19 protein-coding genes and 3 tRNA genes are annotated in these 19,042 nt (G+C 55.0%); 6 read left to right on the top strand and 16 right to left on the bottom strand.

Features of this window, described 5'->3' with window-relative positions:
• Positions 1-3: 3 nt before the first annotated feature.
• Positions 4-981 carry a phosphoserine phosphatase gene (gene serB / locus LH86_RS08505; RefSeq protein ID WP_039300259.1) on the bottom strand — a complete coding sequence of 326 codons (978 nt, stop codon included), beginning with the start codon at positions 979-981 and terminating at the stop codon, positions 4-6.
• A 204-nt stretch (positions 982-1,185) separates the two neighbouring features.
• Here serB and LH86_RS08500 point away from each other — a divergent pair, with 204 nt between their 5' ends.
• Both LH86_RS08500 and lplA read left to right on the top strand, forming a co-directional pair.
• Positions 1,186-1,821, top strand: a complete 636-nt coding sequence (locus tag LH86_RS08500; protein WP_039300256.1) for a YtjB family periplasmic protein — start codon at positions 1,186-1,188, stop codon at positions 1,819-1,821.
• A 74-nt stretch (positions 1,822-1,895) separates the two neighbouring features.
• A complete protein-coding gene (lplA, locus tag LH86_RS08495) occupies positions 1,896-2,912 on the top strand; it encodes a lipoate--protein ligase LplA (RefSeq protein WP_039300254.1) in 1,017 nt (338 codons plus the stop codon).
• Here lplA and yjjJ read toward each other — a convergent pair.
• The 14 genes from yjjJ to LH86_RS08430 form a co-directional block, all read right to left on the bottom strand.
• Positions 2,909-4,237, bottom strand: a complete 1,329-nt coding sequence (gene yjjJ / locus LH86_RS08490; protein WP_039300252.1) for a type II toxin-antitoxin system HipA family toxin YjjJ — start codon at positions 4,235-4,237, stop codon at positions 2,909-2,911. The genes lplA and yjjJ overlap by 4 nt on opposite strands.
• Before the next feature lie 151 nt (positions 4,238-4,388).
• Positions 4,389-5,108 (bottom strand): purine-nucleoside phosphorylase, encoded by a 720-nt coding sequence (gene deoD / locus LH86_RS08485; RefSeq protein ID WP_008460099.1) that lies wholly within the window; start codon positions 5,106-5,108, stop codon positions 4,389-4,391.
• A 59-nt stretch (positions 5,109-5,167) separates the two neighbouring features.
• Positions 5,168-6,391 carry a phosphopentomutase gene (gene deoB, locus LH86_RS08480; protein WP_039300250.1) on the bottom strand — a complete coding sequence of 408 codons (1,224 nt, stop codon included), beginning with the start codon at positions 6,389-6,391 and terminating at the stop codon, positions 5,168-5,170.
• Between the two features lie 52 nt (positions 6,392-6,443).
• Positions 6,444-7,766: a thymidine phosphorylase gene (gene deoA, locus LH86_RS08475; protein ID WP_039300247.1), complete on the bottom strand. Its 1,323-nt coding sequence runs from the start codon at positions 7,764-7,766 to the stop codon at positions 6,444-6,446.
• 67 nt (positions 7,767-7,833) lie between these two features.
• The gene (gene deoC / locus LH86_RS08470; protein WP_039300243.1) at positions 7,834-8,613 is read right to left on the bottom strand and encodes a deoxyribose-phosphate aldolase; all 780 of its coding nucleotides are present in this window, start codon (positions 8,611-8,613) and stop codon (positions 7,834-7,836) included.
• 345 nt (positions 8,614-8,958) lie between these two features.
• Complete coding sequence (locus tag LH86_RS08465; RefSeq protein WP_039300240.1) at positions 8,959-10,236, bottom strand: NupC/NupG family nucleoside CNT transporter; 1,278 nt, start codon at positions 10,234-10,236, stop codon at positions 8,959-8,961.
• Positions 10,237-10,407: 171 nt separating this feature from the next.
• The gene (locus LH86_RS08460) at positions 10,408-11,184 is read right to left on the bottom strand and encodes a TatD family hydrolase (protein WP_039300238.1); all 777 of its coding nucleotides are present in this window, start codon (positions 11,182-11,184) and stop codon (positions 10,408-10,410) included.
• Positions 11,181-12,254: a patatin-like phospholipase family protein gene (locus LH86_RS08455; protein WP_039300235.1), complete on the bottom strand. Its 1,074-nt coding sequence runs from the start codon at positions 12,252-12,254 to the stop codon at positions 11,181-11,183. Before LH86_RS08455 ends, LH86_RS08460 begins: the two co-directional genes overlap by 4 nt.
• Before the next feature lie 292 nt (positions 12,255-12,546).
• Positions 12,547-12,708: a DUF1328 domain-containing protein gene (locus LH86_RS21990; protein ID WP_007373037.1), complete on the bottom strand. Its 162-nt coding sequence runs from the start codon at positions 12,706-12,708 to the stop codon at positions 12,547-12,549.
• 133 nt (positions 12,709-12,841) lie between these two features.
• On the bottom strand, positions 12,842-13,453 hold the full coding sequence (osmY, locus tag LH86_RS08450; RefSeq protein ID WP_039290058.1) for a molecular chaperone OsmY: 612 nt from the start codon (positions 13,451-13,453) through the stop codon (positions 12,842-12,844).
• A gap of 315 nt (positions 13,454-13,768) precedes the next feature.
• Positions 13,769-15,358: a peptide chain release factor 3 gene (prfC, locus tag LH86_RS08445; RefSeq protein ID WP_039300232.1), complete on the bottom strand. Its 1,590-nt coding sequence runs from the start codon at positions 15,356-15,358 to the stop codon at positions 13,769-13,771.
• A 100-nt stretch (positions 15,359-15,458) separates the two neighbouring features.
• Complete coding sequence (gene yjjG / locus LH86_RS08440; protein WP_039290052.1) at positions 15,459-16,136, bottom strand: pyrimidine 5'-nucleotidase; 678 nt, start codon at positions 16,134-16,136, stop codon at positions 15,459-15,461.
• 18 nt (positions 16,137-16,154) lie between these two features.
• A complete protein-coding gene (gene rimI / locus LH86_RS08435; RefSeq protein WP_039300229.1) occupies positions 16,155-16,598 on the bottom strand; it encodes a ribosomal protein S18-alanine N-acetyltransferase in 444 nt (147 codons plus the stop codon).
• Entirely contained in the window at positions 16,567-16,986 is a 420-nt protein-coding gene (locus LH86_RS08430; protein ID WP_039300226.1) for a DNA polymerase III subunit psi, read from the bottom strand. Before LH86_RS08430 ends, rimI begins: the two co-directional genes overlap by 32 nt.
• A 107-nt stretch (positions 16,987-17,093) precedes the next feature.
• Between LH86_RS08430 and rsmC the strand changes: the two genes are divergently transcribed.
• The 4 genes from rsmC (at position 17,094) to LH86_RS08410 (ending at position 18,585) form a co-directional block, all read left to right on the top strand.
• Positions 17,094-18,125 carry a 16S rRNA (guanine(1207)-N(2))-methyltransferase RsmC gene (rsmC, locus tag LH86_RS08425; RefSeq protein ID WP_039300223.1) on the top strand — a complete coding sequence of 344 codons (1,032 nt, stop codon included), beginning with the start codon at positions 17,094-17,096 and terminating at the stop codon, positions 18,123-18,125.
• Positions 18,126-18,246: 121 nt separating this feature from the next.
• A tRNA-Leu gene (locus tag LH86_RS08420) sits at positions 18,247-18,333 on the top strand.
• A gap of 31 nt (positions 18,334-18,364) precedes the next feature.
• Positions 18,365-18,451, top strand: a tRNA-Leu gene (locus LH86_RS08415).
• A 47-nt stretch (positions 18,452-18,498) separates the two neighbouring features.
• Positions 18,499-18,585 (top strand) — tRNA-Leu (locus LH86_RS08410).
• Positions 18,586-18,624: 39 nt separating this feature from the next.
• Here the strand turns inward: LH86_RS08410 and LH86_RS08405 are convergent.
• Positions 18,625-18,864 (bottom strand): DUF1435 domain-containing protein, encoded by a 240-nt coding sequence (locus tag LH86_RS08405; protein ID WP_008460074.1) that lies wholly within the window; start codon positions 18,862-18,864, stop codon positions 18,625-18,627.
• Between the last annotated feature and the right edge of the window lie 178 nt (positions 18,865-19,042).

The raw sequence follows: 19,042 nt of genomic DNA, 5'->3' as shown, positions 1-19,042 counted from the left end.
TTGTTAACGTTCTTCCTGAATCAGGCTACCGGAAAGGATGCAGAACACGCCCATCAGATCCGCATGGCGAATACTGACTTCACTTTTCTCAATCACCTTCGGCTTAGCATGATAGGCAATCCCCAGGCCTGCGGCGTGGATCATGGGTAAATCATTGGCCCCGTCGCCAACCGCAACAGTCTGCGTGGCGGGGATTTCATATTTTTCTGCCAGGCGCTTCAGGGTGACCGCTTTGAACTTCGCGTCCACAATCTGCCCCAGCACCTCGCCGGTCAGCTTGCCGTCGCAAATCTCAAGTTCGTTGGCGACCACCGCCGTGAGGTTTAATGTGTCGCGCAGGTATTCGGCGAAGAAGGTAAACCCGCCAGAGGCAATCGCCACTTTCCAGCCTAGCGTATCGAGGTTTTGTACCAGAGATTTTAGCCCCGGCATCAGCGGTAGCTCGTCGCGGACCTGGCGCAAAATATTGGCATCCGCACCCTTCAGGGTCGCCACGCGCTGGCGCAGACTGGCGGTAAAGTCCAGTTCGCCGCGCATTGCGCGTTCGGTGACTTCGGCTACCATTTCCCCCGTTCCCGCCAGCTTGGCAATCTCATCGATGCACTCGATCTGAATGGCGGTGGAGTCCATGTCCATGACCAGCAGACCTGGCGTTTTCAAATGTGGAATTTTGCCCAGCGGCGCCACGTCCAGCCCGGCGTCGTGCGCAAGCTTGGTCGCGCGAGGCGTTAAAGAGCCAGCCAGGCGAATCACCTGGTAATCTTCCACGCACCATGCGGTCACAATCACCATCGCCGCCCCCAGCCTCCGCTGGTATTTGGTCAGGCACTGCTTGTCCAGATTGCGCCCGTACAGGAGCCAGCCACTGCGGCCAGCGCGGTAGTCCAGCGGCATCACTTCGTCACCGCTCAGGGAAAGCGGCAACCCAGGCCAAAGTGAAACATCGTTAGGCAAATCGCACCAGGTCAAACTGTTTGGCATTGCGGCTCCAGAATCAAGTAAACATACCCTTTTGCAGTCGGATTGCGGGCTGATGGCAAGGGGTTTATCTCCTCGCGCTGGCGTAAAGCCTGAGCCTCTGCCCTTTGAAGGATGCAGGGTATCCGGGTAAAAACAACGCATGAGGCTACCTTGTCCGCCTTGCTTCTGGCAACATTAAAGTAAGCAATTTTCCAAAGGTACATCATGGTTCGGGTAAAATTTAAATTTCGGCTCCACCGCGCAGTGATTGTGCTGTTCTGCCTCGCACTTTTGGTGGCGCTAATGCAGGGGGCGTCCTGGTTCAGCCGTGGCAGCCAGCAGGCGCGAAACGTTCAACTGGAGGAGCTGGCCCGCACCCTCTCCCGCCAGGTCGCGTTTAATCTGGTGCCGGTGATGAAAACTGAGAATCCGGATGAAAAACGCATCTCCACCGTGCTTAACCTTTTGACTAAGGATAGCCGTATTCTGGATGCCGCCGTGTACGACAGCGAAGGCGATCAGATTGCGCGTGCGGGGGAAAACATTGAGGTTCGCGACCGCCTGGCGCTGGACGGACAAAAAGCCGGCAGCTACTTCAACCAGCAAATTGTCGAACCTATCACCGATAAAAGCGGGCCTATCGGCTACCTGCGCATTACCCTGGACACCCACACCCTCGCCACCGAATCCAAGCAGGTGGACAACACCACCAATATTCTGCGCCTGATGCTGCTCCTCGCCGTCGCGATTGGCATCGTCCTGACCCGCACGCTGCTGCACGGCAAGCGCACCCGCTGGCAGCAATCACCGTTCCTGCTGACCGCTAATAAGAAGGTCACAGAAGAAGACGAAACGAAGTAAAGCTCCCGCGGTAAATTCGCCGTGCTGGCTGCATGTTAAGATAACGCCCTTATTCTGGGACAAGGATCTTTGTTATGTCGACTTTGCGTTTGCTTATCTCTGACTCTTACGACCCGTGGTTTAACCTCGCCGTTGAAGAGACTATTTTTCGACAGATGCCCGCCACGCAGCGGGTTCTGTTTCTATGGCGTAATGCAGATACGGTGGTGATTGGCCGCGCCCAGAACCCGTGGAAAGAATGCAATACCGGGCGCATGGAGCAAGATAACGTTCGGCTGGCAAGGCGCAGCAGCGGCGGCGGTGCGGTGTTCCACGACCTCGGCAACACCTGCTTCACTTTTATGGCCGGCAAACCCGAATACGACAAGAGTATTTCCACGGCTATCGTGCTGAACGCACTGGAAAGTCTTGGCCTTAATGCCACCGCTTCCGGGCGTAACGATCTGGAGGTCGAAACCGCCGATGGAACGCGTAAAATTTCCGGATCTGCCTACCGCGAAACCATGGATCGCGGCTTCCACCACGGCACCTTGCTGCTGAATGCCGATCTCAGCCGCCTGGCAAACTACCTCAATCCCGATCCGAAAAAACTGCAGGCCAAAGGCATTACTTCCGTAAGAAGCCGGGTCGCAAATCTGAGCGACATCAAACCAGGCTTGACCCACGAGCAGATAGCCGAGGCGATAACGGAGGCTTTCTTCGCTCACTACGGCGAGCGTGTGGAAGCCGAGCATATCTCCCCGGAAGCGTTCCCCGATCTGCCAGGGTTTGCCGAGACTTTTGCCCGCCAGAGCAGCTGGGAGTGGAATTTTGGCCAGGCGCCAGCCTTTACGCACCTGCTGGACAACCGCTTTAGCTGGGGCGGCGTTGAACTGCATTTTGACGTCGAGAAAGGCCATATCACCCGCGCCCAGATGTTCACCGATAGCCTTAACCCTGCCCCGCTTGAAGCGCTGGCCAGCCGATTAAAAGGCTGCCTGTACCGCAGCATTTTACTGCAGCAGGAGTGTGAAACGCTGATTTACAGCTTCCCGGAACAGGAAGCCGAACTGCGAGAACTTTCAGCCTGGATTGCTCAGGCGGTACGTTAGGCCAGCCGCCGAAGCCGATCGCTTAACTGCCCGACTTGCTCAGCCATTCCCGCCGCTATTTGCCGGAATGGCTCGCTCAGCATCACATTCAGGCTAAGCTCCTGCCAGTAGCGCTGCGCCCAAGGCTGCATCTCGAGCCACACTTCGCCGGGGATGTCGGCATCAATATTAATCTCAATGCAGTCTGCCCGCATATTGCCTGAGCTGCCCGGAGCCCAGGCCATAGGCAGCATATCGTAGACCGGCGTTAGCTCAAGCGGACGGTCGGAGAGAAAGAAAGAGAGGTTCCCGGCATGCATATCGCTGTTGCCAATCAGTCGGCCAAAAGCCCAAATGCGCTGCACCTGCCGAAGCGTGGCGGCCTCAACCATCCCCTCTTCTTTTAGGCGCGTCAAGGCTTTAGGCCAGCTAAGCACGCCCGCCGCATATTCACTTTGCACGCTTTCAAGAGAGACAATACTGCGCCGCCCGAAAACGCCCACGCAGTCAAAGCGCTCAACTTCGAGAAAGACCTGCCCGCTTTCCGTAGAAAGCAGATCACACCGTGCGGCAGCGATCCCTATTTCATTTAGCAGCGTTAAAGCGCGGGCCTCGGCGGTCAGTAAATCCGCCCAGCGGCGCTGGTTATCGTTCTGCATAGCCGGGGTGAATTTCACGATGGCATGTCGTGGCCCGCGAACAGTTTCACTGTAGCAGGCGAATTTAGGCTGCTCGCCTCCGGCAGATGAGCCGACAATTTCACCGTCTATCGCCCTGTGAGCAAGCTCAGCGTAAACCTTCAGGCGTTCATTATGAGGAATGGCTTCGGGAACTTCTCTCTCAGTCCACAGGCGATAACTCTCTTCGCCCACCTGCCACCCGCCCAGATTTTCCTGCCGCTGCACAGAGAGCGCCAGGAGCACATCCTCTTCTCGCCACAGCCGAATATCTTCCGGTAAATCGCTGTCTTTAGCTAACTCACGCCCCCAGGCCCTTCCCAAAAAACCCTGCGGCCGGAGATCGGTCAGGTACCAGGGCAGTCCATCAAACCAGCGGCTATCGCCGTTGTGATGCACAACCAGGCAGCTGCCTTTCGGCCACATGGGATAAAGCACACCAAACACCCAGGCTTTACCGGTATCGTCAATCTGCCAGAGCTGAAACTCGCGATGCTGCCTTACCGGGTGCTTTAATCCATACAGCGTCGCACGAGCTGAGCCGAATTTGATAACGTCAGTTTCAAGCGCTACCCGGCGAGAGAAAGTCGCCTGACTGATTCCCAGCCGTTGGGCCAGCGTCCTGGCTGGAAGAGGTCCGGTAAGAAGAAGGTCCGTTAGCTCACGCATATGAATAGATTAATGAATAGATACCTGAATTGATTTATAGCCGTGAATGACAGACAGGTAAAGGGGCTCAACCAAAAATAAGAAATAAAATGAATAGATAAATGGCATAAAAAAAGGCGCCCTAAGGCGCCCTTTAAACAAGAACAAAAACTTACTCTTTGTCGCCCAGCAGGACGGATTCCAGAGCAATTTTGATCATGTCGTTGAAGGTGGTCTGACGCTCAGCGGCGGTGGTCTGCTCGTGAGTACGGATGTGGTCAGACACGGTGCAGATAGTCAGCGCTTTCGCACCAAACTCAGCCGCTACGCCGTAGATCCCGGCCGCTTCCATTTCCACACCCAGAATGCCGTATTTTTCCATCACGTCGAACATGGACGGATCTGGCGTGTAGAACAGGTCTGCAGAGAAGATGTTGCCCACGCGAGCGTCAACGCCCAGCGCTTTTGCCGCATCAACCGCGTTGCGAACCATATCGAAGTCAGCGATAGCCGCGAAGTCGTGATCCTTGAAGCGCAGGCGGTTAACTTTAGAGTCAGTACACGCGCCCATACCGATAACCACGTCGCGCAGCTTAACGTCTGCACGAACCGCGCCGCAGGAACCCACGCGAATGATTTTCTTCACGCCGAAGTCGGTGATCAGCTCTTTCGCGTAGATGGAGCAGGATGGGATGCCCATGCCGTGGCCCATAACGGAGATCTTGCGGCCTTTGTAAGTGCCGGTGAAACCGAGCATGCCGCGCACGTTGTTCACTTCACGCACGTCTTCCAGGAAGGTTTCCGCGATGTGCTTGGCGCGCAGCGGGTCACCCGGCATCAGTACTACGTCAGCGAAATCGCCCATTTCTGCGTTAATGTGTGGCGTAGCCATTATGTATTCCTTGATTTAAAAAGTTAGCAATCAGGCGGGCAACCGCCCGCCCAAAGGGATCACAGCATGTTTTTGCCGTAGTCCATGTCGGAAAGACCGAAGTACTTCGCTACCGTCTGGCCGATATCCGCGAAGGTTTCACGGTGACCAAGAGAACCGGCTTTCACTTTCGGGCCGTAGATCAGCACCGGAATGTGCTCGCGAGTATGGTCGGTACCCTGCCAGGTCGGGTCACAGCCGTGGTCAGCGGTGAGGATCAGAATGTCGTCCTCTTTCAGCAGCGCCATCAGCTCCGGCAGGCGGCGGTCGAACAGCTCAAGGCCGCCCGCATAGCCAGCCACGTCGCGACGGTGGCCCCAGGAGGAGTCAAAGTCTACGAAGTTGGTGAACACGATGGTGTCGTCACCGGCTTCTTTCATCTCTTTGATGGTTGCATCAAACAGCGCATCCAGACCGGTTGCCTTCACTTTTTTAGTAATGCCGCAGTTGGCGTAGATGTCCGCAATTTTACCCACGGAAACAACCTGGCCATGCTTCTCATCAACCAGCTTCTGCAGCACGGTGGCGGCAGGTGGCTCGACCGCTAAGTCGTGGCGGTTGCCGGTACGCTGGAAGTTACCTGCTTTATCGCCAACAAACGGACGGGCGATAACGCGGCCAATGTTGTAGCCGCCTTCGGTCAGCTCTTCACGCGCGATTTCGCACAGCTCATAAAGCTTATCGAGACCGTAGGTTTCTTCGTGGCAGGCAATCTGGAACACGGAGTCAGCGGAGGTGTAGAAAATCGGTTTCCCGGTTTTCATGTGCTCTTCGCCCAGCTGGTCCAGGATCACGGTCCCGGAAGAGTGGCAGTTGCCGAGGTAGCCCGGCAGGTTGGCACGCTTGACCAGTTTGTCCAGCAGCTCCTGCGGGAAGCTGTTGTCGTGGTCGCTGAAGTAGCCCCAGTCAAACAGAACCGGCACGCCGGCGATTTCCCAGTGGCCAGACGGGGTGTCTTTGCCGGAAGAAAGCTCATGGGCCCAGCCGTAAGCGCCGATAACTTCTGCGTTACCGTCCATGCCTGCGGCCACTTTGCCGGTGGAGCCTTCATGAGCTTTGACCAGCCCAAGACGAGTCAGATTCGGCAGGTTCAGGGGGCCTTTACGGCCTTTGTCAGCTTCGCCTTTGGCGCAAGCCTCCGCGATGTGACCGAGGGTATCAGAGCCGACATCTCCGAAGCGCTCGGCGTCTTCGGTAGCACCGATGCCGAACGAGTCCAGCACCATAATAAACGCACGTTTCATATTATTCTCCGTACCTTGTGCTCTATAAAATAGGGATCAGATCAGTATACCGTTATTCAGTGATTCGGCGATAGACAGTTAGTGTTTCCTGTGGTGCTTTTTCGTCAATGCTGATTGCCGCCTTCACCGCCTTCGCCGCTTCCTGCCAGCTGGCTTCGTCTTTCGCGTGGATCACCGCCAGAGGACGTTCGCTGTCGATAGATTCCCCCAGACGCGCCATATCGGTAAAGCCGACGCTGTAATCAATGGTGTCGGAAGCCTGACGACGACCGCCGCCCATCGATACCACCGCCATACCCAACGCACGCGTGTCCATCGCCGAGACAAACCCGGACGCTTCGGCATACACCGCTTTACTCAGCATCGCCGTTGGCAAGTACTTCGCATAATTTTCAACGAAGTCGCTCGGACCTTTCTGCGCGGCAACCATGCGGCCAAATACTTCGGCCGCTTTGCCGTTGTCCAGCACCGCCTGAAGCTTCACGCGTGCTTCCGTATCGTCTTTGGCAAGCTTGCCGGAAATCAGCATTTCCACGCACAGCGCCATTGTCACATCAAACAGACGCGGGTTGCGGTATTCACCCGTCAGGAACTGCACGGCTTCGCGGACTTCTACGGCGTTACCCGCGCTGGAAGCCAGCACCTGGTTCATGTCCGTCAGCAGCGCGGTAGTCTTCACGCCTGCGCCGTTAGAAACGCCAACGATAGCCTCTGCCAGCTGGGCTGACAGCTCGTAAGTCGGCATAAATGCGCCGCTGCCTACTTTCACGTCCATCACCAGCGCGTCCAGTCCTTCGGCCAGTTTTTTCGCCAGAATGGAAGCGGTGATAAGCGGGATGGAATCCACCGTCGCGGTAATGTCGCGAGTGGCATAAAAACGTTTGTCCGCCGGTGCCAGCGAGCTGGTCTGGCCGATAATGGCCACGCCGACGTCCTTAATAATGTCGCGGAAACGGTTATCGTCCGGGAAGATATCGAACCCTGGAATCGCCTCGAGCTTGTCCAGCGTCCCGCCGGTGTGCCCCAGGCCACGACCTGAAATCATCGGCACATAGCCACCGCAGGCCGCCACCATTGGGCCAAGCATCAGCGAAGTGACATCACCCACGCCGCCGGTGGAGTGTTTGTCCACAATTGGGCCGTTGAGGTTAAGGCTTTTCCAGTCCAGCACGGTGCCGGAATCCCGCATCGCCATCGTCAGCGACACCCTTTCCGGCATAGTCATGTCGTGGAAGAAAATGGTCATCGCCAGAGCAGCAATTTGCCCTTCAGAGACGGTGTTGTCGCGAATGCCGTTGATAAAGAAGCGAATCTCTTCGTCGCTCAGTACCAGGCCATCACGTTTTTTACGAATAATTTCTTGTGCGAGAAACACGGCAACCCCCTAAGAAATGCGGGTGAAAGGCGGCGGAAAATCCGCCGCAAAGGAAGATCAAAAAAGATTAGTAGCTGCTGGCGCTTTTCCCGTCACCATGGCCCAGCGCTTTCAGCAGGCTGGCTAACAGGCTGGACGCCCCGAAGCGGTAATGACGGGAGTCGGCCCAGCCGGCACCGAACAGATCGTCCGCGATAGCCAGGAACTGCGCAGCATCTTCAGCGGAGCGAACACCACCGGCTGGTTTGAAGCCTACGGTTTTTTCCACGCCCAAATCGCGGATCACTTCCATCATGATGCGAGCGCTTTCCGGCGTGGCGTTAACCGGCACTTTACCGGTCGAGGTTTTGATGAAGTCGGCACCGGCTTTAATCGCAATAGCTGATGCTTTACGGATCAGTTCTTCAGTTTTCAGTTCGCCGGTTTCGATGATTACTTTCAGCAGTACGTTAGCGCTGGCGCAGGCATCTTTACACGCTTTCACCAGGTCGAAGCCTACCTGCTCGTTACCGGCAATCAGCGCCCGGTATGGGAAGACCACGTCCACTTCGTCCGCGCCGTAAGCGATAGCGGCGCGAGTTTCTGCCAGCGCGATGTCGATATCGTCGTTACCGTGTGGGAAGTTGGTCACGGTAGCAATGCGGATGTCCGGCGTGCCCTGCTCTTTCAGGGTTTTACGGGCGATAGGGATAAAACGCGGGTAGATACAAATCGCAGCGGTGTTGCCGACTGGGGTTTTTGCCTGATGGCACAGAGCGATGACTTTCTCGTTAGTGTCATCGTCGTTCAGGGTAGTCAGATCCATCAGTTTCAGCGCACGCAGGCTGCTTTGGGTTAAATCGGTCATAACGCTCTCCAACAAAAGGGAAATAAGTCTCCGGCCTGGAAACTCAACACGTTGGAGCGGACTTGGTTCCTTGAAGAAGAGTGGTCACCTGGGTCACCCTCACGTTGAGATCCTTCTCACCGCACATTGCCGGTTGCAATGTTAGAATTCTAACACCCACTACCGATGCAATTTTGTGTCTCGCCTCACAAAAGCCAAAGCATGAATTGCAAGCTTTCATAGAGTATATGTGATTAAAGGAACAAAATAACGCGCTAAATTGCGTCTGAAAGCAAGAAAATGGCTGGCAGGGCGCCAGCCATCGGTTACCGCTTAATGTTATTATTATAACATTTATATTGCAGCTTACAGCGCCAGGAACAGCCCGGCGATGGTGGCACTCATCAGGTTAGACAGCGTCCCCGCCGCTACAGCTTTCATGCCCAGCTGAGCCACATCATGCCGACGGTTTGGTGCCATGCTGCCCAGGCCACCAATCAGAATGGCGATAGAAGAAAGGTTAGCAAATCCGCACAGCGCGAAGGAGATAATCGCTTTGGTATGGCCGGACAGCACCTGCAGGCCCGCCGCAGCCACTTCGGCATCATCCTTCAGGTAAGCGCCAAAGTTCAGGTAAGCGACGAACTCGTTGATGATCAGCTTCTGGCCGATAAACGAGCCCGCGACAGTTGCCTCACTCCACGGCACGCCAATCAGCCAGGCAACCGGGGAGAACACCCAGCCCAGCATCAGCTCCAGCGAGAGCTGCGGATAGTTGAACCAGCCGCCGATGCCGGAAAGCATCCCGTTCAGAAGGGCAATCAGCGCCACAAATGCCAGCAGCATCGCCCCGACGTTCAGCGCCAGCTGCATCCCGGAAGCTGCGCCCGAAGCCGCCGCATCCAGCACGTTAGCCGGGCGATCCGGATCGTTTTTCATCGACTCCAGCTCCGGGGTGTCGTTCGGGGTTTCCGTTTCAGGCAGCATTATCTTGGCAAACAGCAGCCCGCCCGGTGCGGCCATAAAGGACGCGGCAATCAGGTATTCCAGCGGCACGCCCATCTGCGCATAGCCCGCCAGCACGGAGCCCGCCACGGAGGCAAGGCCACCGCACATTACTGCAAACAGCTCAGAGCGGGTCATGGTTGAGATGTAAGGGCGCACAACCAGCGGCGCTTCGGTTTGGCCAACGAAAATATTCGCCGTCGCCGATAAGGATTCGGTGCGGGAGGTTTTCAATACCTTACGCAGGCCGCCGCCGAGAATACGGATCACTAACTGCATCACGCCAAGGTAGTAAAGCACGGCGATAAGCGAGGAGAAGAAGACGATAATCGGCAGAACGCGCAGCGCGAAAATAAAGCCGCCGCCGCCAAAAACCTCAAACATTTTGTCAGAAACCAGCCCGCCAAACAGGAAGGAAATCCCTGAGTTGCCGTAGGCGATGACGTTAGCCACCCCCTCAGACATCGCGAGCAGCACCTTACGCCCGACCGGAACGTAAAGGATCAACGCCCCGATACCGATCTGGATAAGCCACGCGCCAATGACGGTGCGCAGGTTGATCGCCTTGCGGTTGCTGGACAGTAAAACGGCGATCAGCAGCAATGCCACCATGCCGATCAATCCCATGAGTATTTGCATACAGTATCCCTGTGTATCAACTGGAAAGATTTGGGCTTTAGCAGCCCCTTTTTAGCGCGCGGATTATAACCACAGGGGCGAGAAAAGTGCCGGAGCAATCACGTATAGGACGAAATGTATAGAAACATTTACATAGCAAGGTGATGAGCATCACACTTTAGGCGTGACTCATTAGAAGGCGAATAATTCGTCTGCGTTGTTTTTCAAGGCATTAGCAATGATTTCTGCGGGTTCCGGGCGTAATTCACACAGCGCATCGAAGACCTTGGCGGCACGTTCCGGGCGGTTTGGCTGCCCCTGCCAGCCGTTCAACGGCATATCCGGTGCATCGGTTTCCAGTAACAGCGATGAAAGCGGAAGGCGAGCCATCACATCCCGGGTTTTGCTGGCTCGGGGATAGGTGATGGTGCCGCCGACGCCAATCCGATAACCCATCGCGATAAACCGTTCTGCCTGCTGCAAGCTTCCGGCAAAACCGTGCACCACGCCGGTTCTGGGTAAATTGTAGCGCTTCAGGTGCAGCGCCAGCTTGTCGTGGGTACGGCGGGAGTGAAGCAGCACCGGCAGATCGTAACGCTTCGCCAGCTTCAGCTGCTCGCTGAGGATAAACTCCTGCCTGTCGAATTGCGGATCTTCGCGATAAAGATCCAGCCCAATCTCGCCGATCGCGATCAGCTTCTCCGGCTTTTGCTGCAAAAGATCTTCTAGCGCGGCCAGCCCTGTTTCATCATGCTTTTCAATCACTATCGGATGCATGCCCAGGGCGGCATAAAGCGCCGGGTAGCTCTGCGCCAGCGCGAGTACGCGATTGAAACGTTCTGCTTCTATTGCGGGCACAATAATTTTACGCACCCCAGCCTCAGCGGCCAGCGAGAGACTGTGCTCTTCATCCCCGGTAAAGGGGGGAAAATCAAAGTGGCAATGGGTGTCGTAGAACGTAAAACTCACGCAAGATCCTCATTATCAAACGCCGCATCATTCGCCTGCAGGCCAGGGCTAATCGGTTTAACCAGCGATTCATTTGCCGCCGCAGCAGGGGGAATAACCAACGGGCCTGGCGTATTAATACGCGGCAAATGGCGCCTTAACGGTGGCTTAGCCACCAGCAGTTTGCCAATGGTGGCCAGGAAATAGCGCCCGCACAAGCGCCCCGTTTGATAATCCGCCGTCAACGAAGGCAGGCGGCTGCCGAGCGCGCTGCTTAATAGCGCTTTCGGGGGATAAATCTCGAAGATTCTCAGTTTACCTGGCGGCTTCTCAATGAAGTTTTGGATCTCACGGTAGCTTTCTTCGTGGTGCTGCACCAGGTTCAAAAGCGGCTGCAGACTGCTGTCGCCCAGCCAGCGCTCCATATGTTTAAACCACTGCGGCGTGTAGTACATCTGTGAAGGTACGGTACGAATGACCACCAGCGTATCCGCCCCGCGCTTAACCGCTTCCCGCACCGGTACCGCATCGCTGATGCCGCCGTCCTGATAGCTGATGCCGTCAATCTCCACGCCTGAGCGATAAAAACCGGGAATGGCACTGGAGGCTTTCAGCAAATTTAGCCAGGTATCCGCGGTCGGCGAAAAGTAATTCGCCGCATAGTCATCACTGCGGCAGGCGCACATAAAGAACTCTTTTCCCTGCTCAAACAGCGGGTCGGCGCTGGACATCGACAGCGGCAGTCTGGCGGCGGTCGACTCAATCAGCCAGTCGAGATCGATCAGATGCCCCCCGCGCGCAAAGCGTAGCGGATTGAAGAAATCCCTCGTCGTCGTAAAGCGCGTAATGACGCGGCGTGCGTATCCCGGCTGATTACACACATAAGCGGAGAGATTCTGCGCCCCGGCTGAGGTGCCAAGGAACAGATCAAAGGGGTTGAATTCCGCTCGCATAAATTCGTCCAGAACCCCGGCCGTAAAGATCCCGCGCTGCCCGCCCCCTTCACAAATCAGAGCGAGTTTTCCAGGACGAAAAGATTTAGTCGCCAGCGGCGCAATATTGCCGAGCGTAACGGGTATACGATTTCCCACCCTGCTTTCCTGAATTCTGTTGTTGTGAATTTATACCCTATACCCATAGCGCGCTAAGTAAAACGGCGAAAGCCAGTCACAAGGACTGGCTTAAGGTTGCTGACGAAGAGGGAAAAAGCGTGGTTTTCCCCTCTTTATGGTGAGCAGCCGAAAATCAATGAATTGATTTTCCTGTTTTTTTTAACGAGTCGTCTGGTATTTCTTTTCTATCGACAGAGGTTTGTCGACAGTATAAAGCCAGTCACGAGGACTGGCTTTTCTTTTGTATCGGCATGTTACTCACTGAGTGTTGCTAAGGACGTCTGCGCCCCATAAACAGACTGACCAGGAACAGAATGATCCCGACGATAAAGACAATTTTTGCAGCACCTGCTGCGGTACCGGCCAGACCACCGAAGCCCAGGGCCGCAGCGATCAACGCTATAACCAGAAAAATAATGCCCCAACGAAACATAGACTCTCCTTAACCATAGTGAATCTTATCGCTTCTTCACGTGCGCCGAATGGCTAACCCGCAGGCGATAATGTGTAAGGGTGGTGCTTATCGCCTCCCGGACTAACCCGGGAAGACGTTTAGGGTGCTGCTGTTACTTCACTTTCAGATCGTTTTTAACGCTTTTCACGCCTTCAACAGCTTTGGCAATGCTTTCAGCCTTCTCAGACTGGGCGGCAGACTTCACTTCGCCGGACAGCTGAACCACACCGTCAGTGGTTTCAACTTTTATATGGCGCGACGGCACAATGCTGTCGGCTAACAATTTCGCTTTGATCTCGCTGGTCGTGGCCGCATCCCCGGCATAACCTTTCACCGACTGCGTTTTCGCGTCACGAACGTGGAGTTTGTCGCTCACCGAGGTCACGCCTTCCACTTTTTTCGCCGTGGCGACGGCCTGCTCCGCCTGCGCCTGGCTTTCAACAAAACCGCTCAGGGTGACCACTTTATTGTCGGTTTTGACCGAAATATCGGTACTTTTAATGTTTTTATCGTCAACCAGCGCGGCTTTAACTTTCGCTGTGATGCCGCTGTCGTCCATGAAATTACCGACTTTAGTCATTGAGCTATCGATTTTTTTCCCTGCACTATCAGCGGTAGATTCCGTTTTATTGAGCAGAGTGTCTTCCGCAAAGGCACTGGTGCTTGCCAGTACAGAGCCCAACACAACCGCCAGCAGAGTTTTTGAAATCTTAGTCGTAGTCATCGATTAATTCCTGTAGGTTTGCTCATCATTTGAGCTTTCTCGTTTCTCGTAAGCTGAAAAAAATCAGCTATTAATATTGAGATGACCTGAGAAACGCCAACAAGACACCAGAAAATGATTAATTCCCGGAGCTTTCATCCAATAAAATTGTCATCACTTTGTTAAATATAGATCACAATCATAAAAGTGCATGACGTGTTGATGGAAAAAGCAGCAATGACGCAGGATTCGCGGGAAATTAAGAGGATTCTGCAAGAGGTTCAAAAGACAGGAAAAGTGAGAAGAGCGCGGCGAACGCCGCGCTCTGGCTGGCAATTAGTGCTCGCGCGTTTTACGGAAGGTCACGTCAGGGTAACGTTCCTGAGTAATGTTCAGGTTTACCATTGTCGGGGCGATGTAGGTCAGGTTATCGCCGCCATCCAGCGCCAGCTGAACTTCGTTTTTACGTTTGAATTCTTCAAACTTCTTAACGTCATTCCCTTCAACCCAACGCGCCGTCGCCACGTTCACCGATTCGTAAATCGCTTCCACGTTATATTCGCTTTTCAGGCGAGCGACGACCACGTCGAACTGCAGAACCCCTACCGCGCCCACGATCAGGTCGTTGTTGGCAATCGGGCGGAACACCTGCACCGCGCCTTCTTCAGAAAGCTGAACCAGGCCTTTAAGCAACTGCTTCTGCTTCAGCGGGTCGCGCAGGCGAATGCGACGGAACAGTTCCGGGGCGAAGTTCGGAATACCGGTGAACTTCATCATTTCGCCCTGGGTAAAGGTATCACCGATCTGAATGGTGCCGTGGTTGTGCAGGCCGATGATATCGCCAGGATAAGCTTCTTCCACGTGAGAACGATCCCCGGCCATAAAGGTCAGCGCGTCAGAAATAATGACGTCTTTCCCGATACGCACCTGGCGCAGCTTCATGCCTTTTTCATACTTACCGGACACCACGCGCATAAAGGCGACGCGGTCACGGTGTTTCGGGTCCATGTTGGCCTGGATCTTAAAGACAAAGCCGGTGAACTTCTCGTCCGCGGCTTCCACCAAACGCGTGTCGGTTTTACGCGGCATCGGAGCCGGGGCCCACTCCACCAGGCCATCCAGCATGTGGTCTACGCCGAAGTTGCCCAACGCGGTGCCGAAGAATACCGGGGTAATTTCACCGGCCAGGAACAGTTCGTGATCGAATTCGTTGGAAGCCCCCTGCACCAGCTCCAGCTCCTCGCGCAGCTGCAGAGCAAGATCTTCCCCGACGGCTGCGTCGAGTTCCGGGTTATTCAACCCTTTCACGATGCGCACTTCCTGGATCGTATGGCCTTTACCGGTCTGGTAGAGGTAGGTTTCATCTTTATAAAGATGGTAGACCCCTTTGAACAGCTTGCCGCAGCCGATTGGCCAGGTGATTGGCGCACAGCCAATCTTCAGCTCGCGCTCAACCTCATCCAGCACTTCCATTGGATCGCGAATGTCGCGGTCCAGTTTGTTCATGAAGGTGATGATCGGCGTGTCGCGCAGACGGGTAACTTCCATCAGCTTGCGGGTACGATCTTCTACGCCTTTCGCGGCATCGATAACCATCAGGCAGCAGTCGACGGCGGTCAGGGTACGGTAGGTATCTTCGGAGAAGTCTTCGTGCCCCGGGGTGTCCAGCAGGTTAACCAGGCTGTCGCGATACGGGAACTGCATCACCGAGGTGGTGATTGAGATCCCACGCTGTTTTTCCATCTCCATCCAGTCGGATTTGGCGTGCTGGCTTGAGCCACGGCCTTTTACCGTCCCGGCGGTCTGGATCGCCTGTCCGAACAGCAGCACCTTTTCGGTGATGGTCGTTTTACCGGCATCCGGGTGAGAGATAATGGCAAAAGTGCGGCGTTTAGCCACCTCTTGCAAATAAGGAGACAAAGTCATAATTACATCTTCTGTAAGTGCGCGCGGCCTTGAGCCACGCGGCGAGTGAACGTTATTTGGCGGCTATTTTACCCATCATTGCGGGTTTAACAATCAACAATCATGGCTTACACAGCAGTTGCTCCAGTTCACTTAGCGAGGTGACCTGCCAGGTCGGTTCAATCCCTTCCGGCGCGGTGCGCCCGTGGGCGTTCAGCCAGCAGGTTGCTATCCCGGCGTTGATACCGCCCAGAATGTCGGATTCTGCCGTGTCGCCAACCATCAAAACGCGGTCGCGCGGCGGCTGTTTCATCTGCTCGAAGGTATAGTCGAAAATGCGGCGGTCGGGTTTGGCGACCCCTACCTGCTCGGAAATCACCAGCAGGTCGAAATAGTCACGCAGGCCAGTGCGTTCAAGGCGGATCTGCTGCAGCGCGGTAAAGCCGTTGGTGATGATGCCAAGTTTCGCTTTGCCCTTCAGCGCATTCAGGAGAGAAACCGCGCCAGGCAGCGGGGCACAAATTTCGGCCATGGCGGATAAAAAGGCATCATTCAACTCTGCTGACGGCACATTCAGCCGCCCTGCCCAGTCCTCAAAACGTCTGAGCTGCAGCTGCAACGCGGTAATCGCGCCATTCTGGTAGTCGACCCACAGCGGCTTGTTTACCGCCTGGTACTCCTGGAAATCATCTGCGGTAAAGGTCACGCTGTAATCGAGAAACATGCGCTGCAAACCGCCGAACGCGTCAAAGGTAAACAGCGTTTCGTCCGCATCAAATAAAATCCAGTCCCAGTTCATCCACACACCTTTTAAAAATTAACCGAGGGGAAGCGCCATCACGATTGCGTCTTCCCGACCTTCTTTTGCAGGATAATAATTGCGACGCACCGTCGCTTCGTTAAAGCCCAGGCTTTCGTACAAGGTTCTCGCCCCAACGTTAGAGGCGCGCACCTCCAGCCACAGCGTAAAGACATCCCGTTTTTCAAGCTCTGCAATAAGATGCTCAAGCAGCGCTTTCCCAAGTCCTTGCCGCTGATACGCCGGATCGACCGCAATGTTAAACAGCGTGGCTTCATCGAGAATGACCTGCGTCACCGCAAAAGCGGCAAGTTTGCCGTCAACGTCCAGCCGTAAATTGAAATAGCGCTCGCCCTGGTTGCTGGCAAAGGTTTTTTCACTCCAGGGAAAAGCATGACTACGCTGCTCAATGGCATACGCGTCCGCCAAATCATTCGGCGTCAGGGAAGAAATCGTGTTCATGTTCGCAAATCTGTTGCCACAGCGCCTGTCGCGCGTTGCCATTGTGATAAAGCTCGTCAAGCGCAGGGGACGCGAGCTGCGCGCCGTTTAGCGTCAGCGGTTGCTCCACGCCCAGGCGCCAGCTATTGCAGCGGCTATCGGGCGGCATCATTGCCGCGCGTTCCGGCGTCAGTTGCATTACTTGCTCGGGGCTTAACGCTATGCTGCGTAAAATATCCTTCACCAGCGGATCGTTCAAGGCGGGTAGCGTCTCAGCCACCATCACTAAACGCACGCCAGCGGGCAAAGAAACCGCAATTTCGCCCTGTAAAGCCGTCGGACGGCGCAGCATCCACTGGGTAATACCCAGTTGCTGTAACTGCCAGTCGCGTCGGGAAGGGGAAGTCATAGCGAAACCTGTTGAGAGCGTAATTCGGGCGGCAAATATAGCAAATTCATCGAATCCACGCCATTAAAGCTCTATAATCCACGCTCTGATTTTCCAGGAGCAATTTGATGAGTGCGTTTACCCCGGCGAGTGAAGTACTGCTGCGCCACAGCGATGATTTTACCGAGAGCCGTGTGTTGTTTGCCGGTGACATGCAAGACGACCTGCCGGCGCGTTTCGACACCGCCGCCAGCCGCGCCCACACCCAGCAATTCCACCACTGGCAGGTATTAAGCGCGCAGATGGGCGAGAACGCACAGTATGGCCTGGTGGTCAGTGCGGATGACGTTGCCGACAGCAATACGCTTATCTACTACTGGCCGAAAAACAAGCCGGAAGCTCAGTTCCAGCTGATGAACATTCTGTCGCTGATGCCGGTTGGCACCGATGTTTTTGTCGTCGGCGAAAACCGCTCTGGCGTGCGCAGCGCAGAGCAAATGCTGGCTGATATTTGCCCGCTGACGAAAATCGACAGCGCGCGCCGCTGCGGTCTGTACCACGGCCGCCTTGAGCAGCAACCTGCGTTTGATGAAAACAGCTGGTGGGGTGAATACCCTCATGAAGGGATGACGGTGAAAACCCTGCCGGGCGTCTTTAGCCGCGACGGTCTGGACACCGGCAGCAAACTGCTGCTTTCCACATTGACGCCACACACCAAAGGCAAAGTGCTGGATGTTGGCTGCGGCGCAGGCGTGCTGGCGATTACTCTCGCCAGCCACTCGCCAAAAGTGCGCCTCACGCTGAGCGACGTTAGCGCACCGGCGGTCGCCGCCAGCCGCGCAACGCTTGCCGCTAACGGCATTGAAGGGGAAGTGATCGCCAGTAACGTCTACTCGGAAATCAACGGCCGTTTCGACATGATCATCTCCAACCCGCCATTCCACGACGGGATGCAAACCAGCCTCGATGCAGCGCACCAGCTTATTCGTGGTGCGGCTCGCCATCTGAATATGGGCGGCGAATTGCGCATCGTGGCAAACGCCTTCCTTGCCTACCCGAACGTGCTGGACGAAGTGTTTGGTAGCCATGAAGTTATTGCTCAAACCGGCCGCTTCAAAGTTTACCGCGCCGTGCTGACCCGAGCGGGTAAAAAGCGCTAAACGCGTTAAGGTGCCGCTTTTTGCATCACTCAGGAAAGCGGCACCAAATTAAGTGTTGACGAAGCTCAGAAAACATCTAGAATGCGCCTCCGTGGTTGTGATACTTCGGTATTACAGGTATGCGAAGGTGGCGGAATTGGTAGACGCGCTAGCTTCAGGTGTTAGTGTTCTTACGGACGTGAGGGTTCAAGTCCCTCTCTTCGCACCAACACAACCACGAAAGATATCGTTCGCACTGCGCGAAGGTGGCGGAATTGGTAGACGCGCTAGCTTCAGGTGTTAGTGTTCTTACGGACGTGAGGGTTCAAGTCCCTCTCTTCGCACCAATGCGAAGGCGATATCAAAACTCTTCAGATGCAAGTCTGAAAACTGTGCGAAGGTGGCGGAATTGGTAGACGCGCTAGCTTCAGGTGTTAGTGTCCTTACGGACGTGAGGGTTCAAGTCCCTCTCTTCGCACCACTTCTTATGAAGTGACTCTCTTTCTCTCCCCCAGCTTGTTTATCTCATCGATCCCAAATTCATCACAATCAACAGCAATCCGCTGGCAAATGCTACGCACGACGGCAGTAAAACAAAGTGTCTCAACGTTTTGTGGTAGAGCATCAATGCCGTTGCAAGCAGCCCGATAACCACCAGCACGCGCCACTGACTGAAACTGAGATCCAGACAGGCAAGCAGCGCCACGGCAAGCCCCGCCACCATTACACTCCAGCCACTTTCGAGTCGTCGTTGCAGCATTTTTACGCCCCATCATGATAATGATAACCAATATCATATGATAAATTTTCTCAACTGTCAGCGTAAAAACGTGCGCGGCCTATAGCTGAAATAGCCAGGGTTGACGTGTCATTTAATGACAGATTTTCAGTAAGGTGATAGATTGAGCGCCGGCTTTAGTTTGCCTTATAAAAATTCC

The sequence above is a fragment of the Cedecea neteri genome, from assembly GCF_000758325.1.
Taxonomy (GTDB): Bacteria; Pseudomonadota; Gammaproteobacteria; order Enterobacterales; family Enterobacteriaceae; genus Cedecea; species Cedecea neteri_B.
This window is presented reverse-complemented; position numbering and strand designations above follow the sequence as displayed.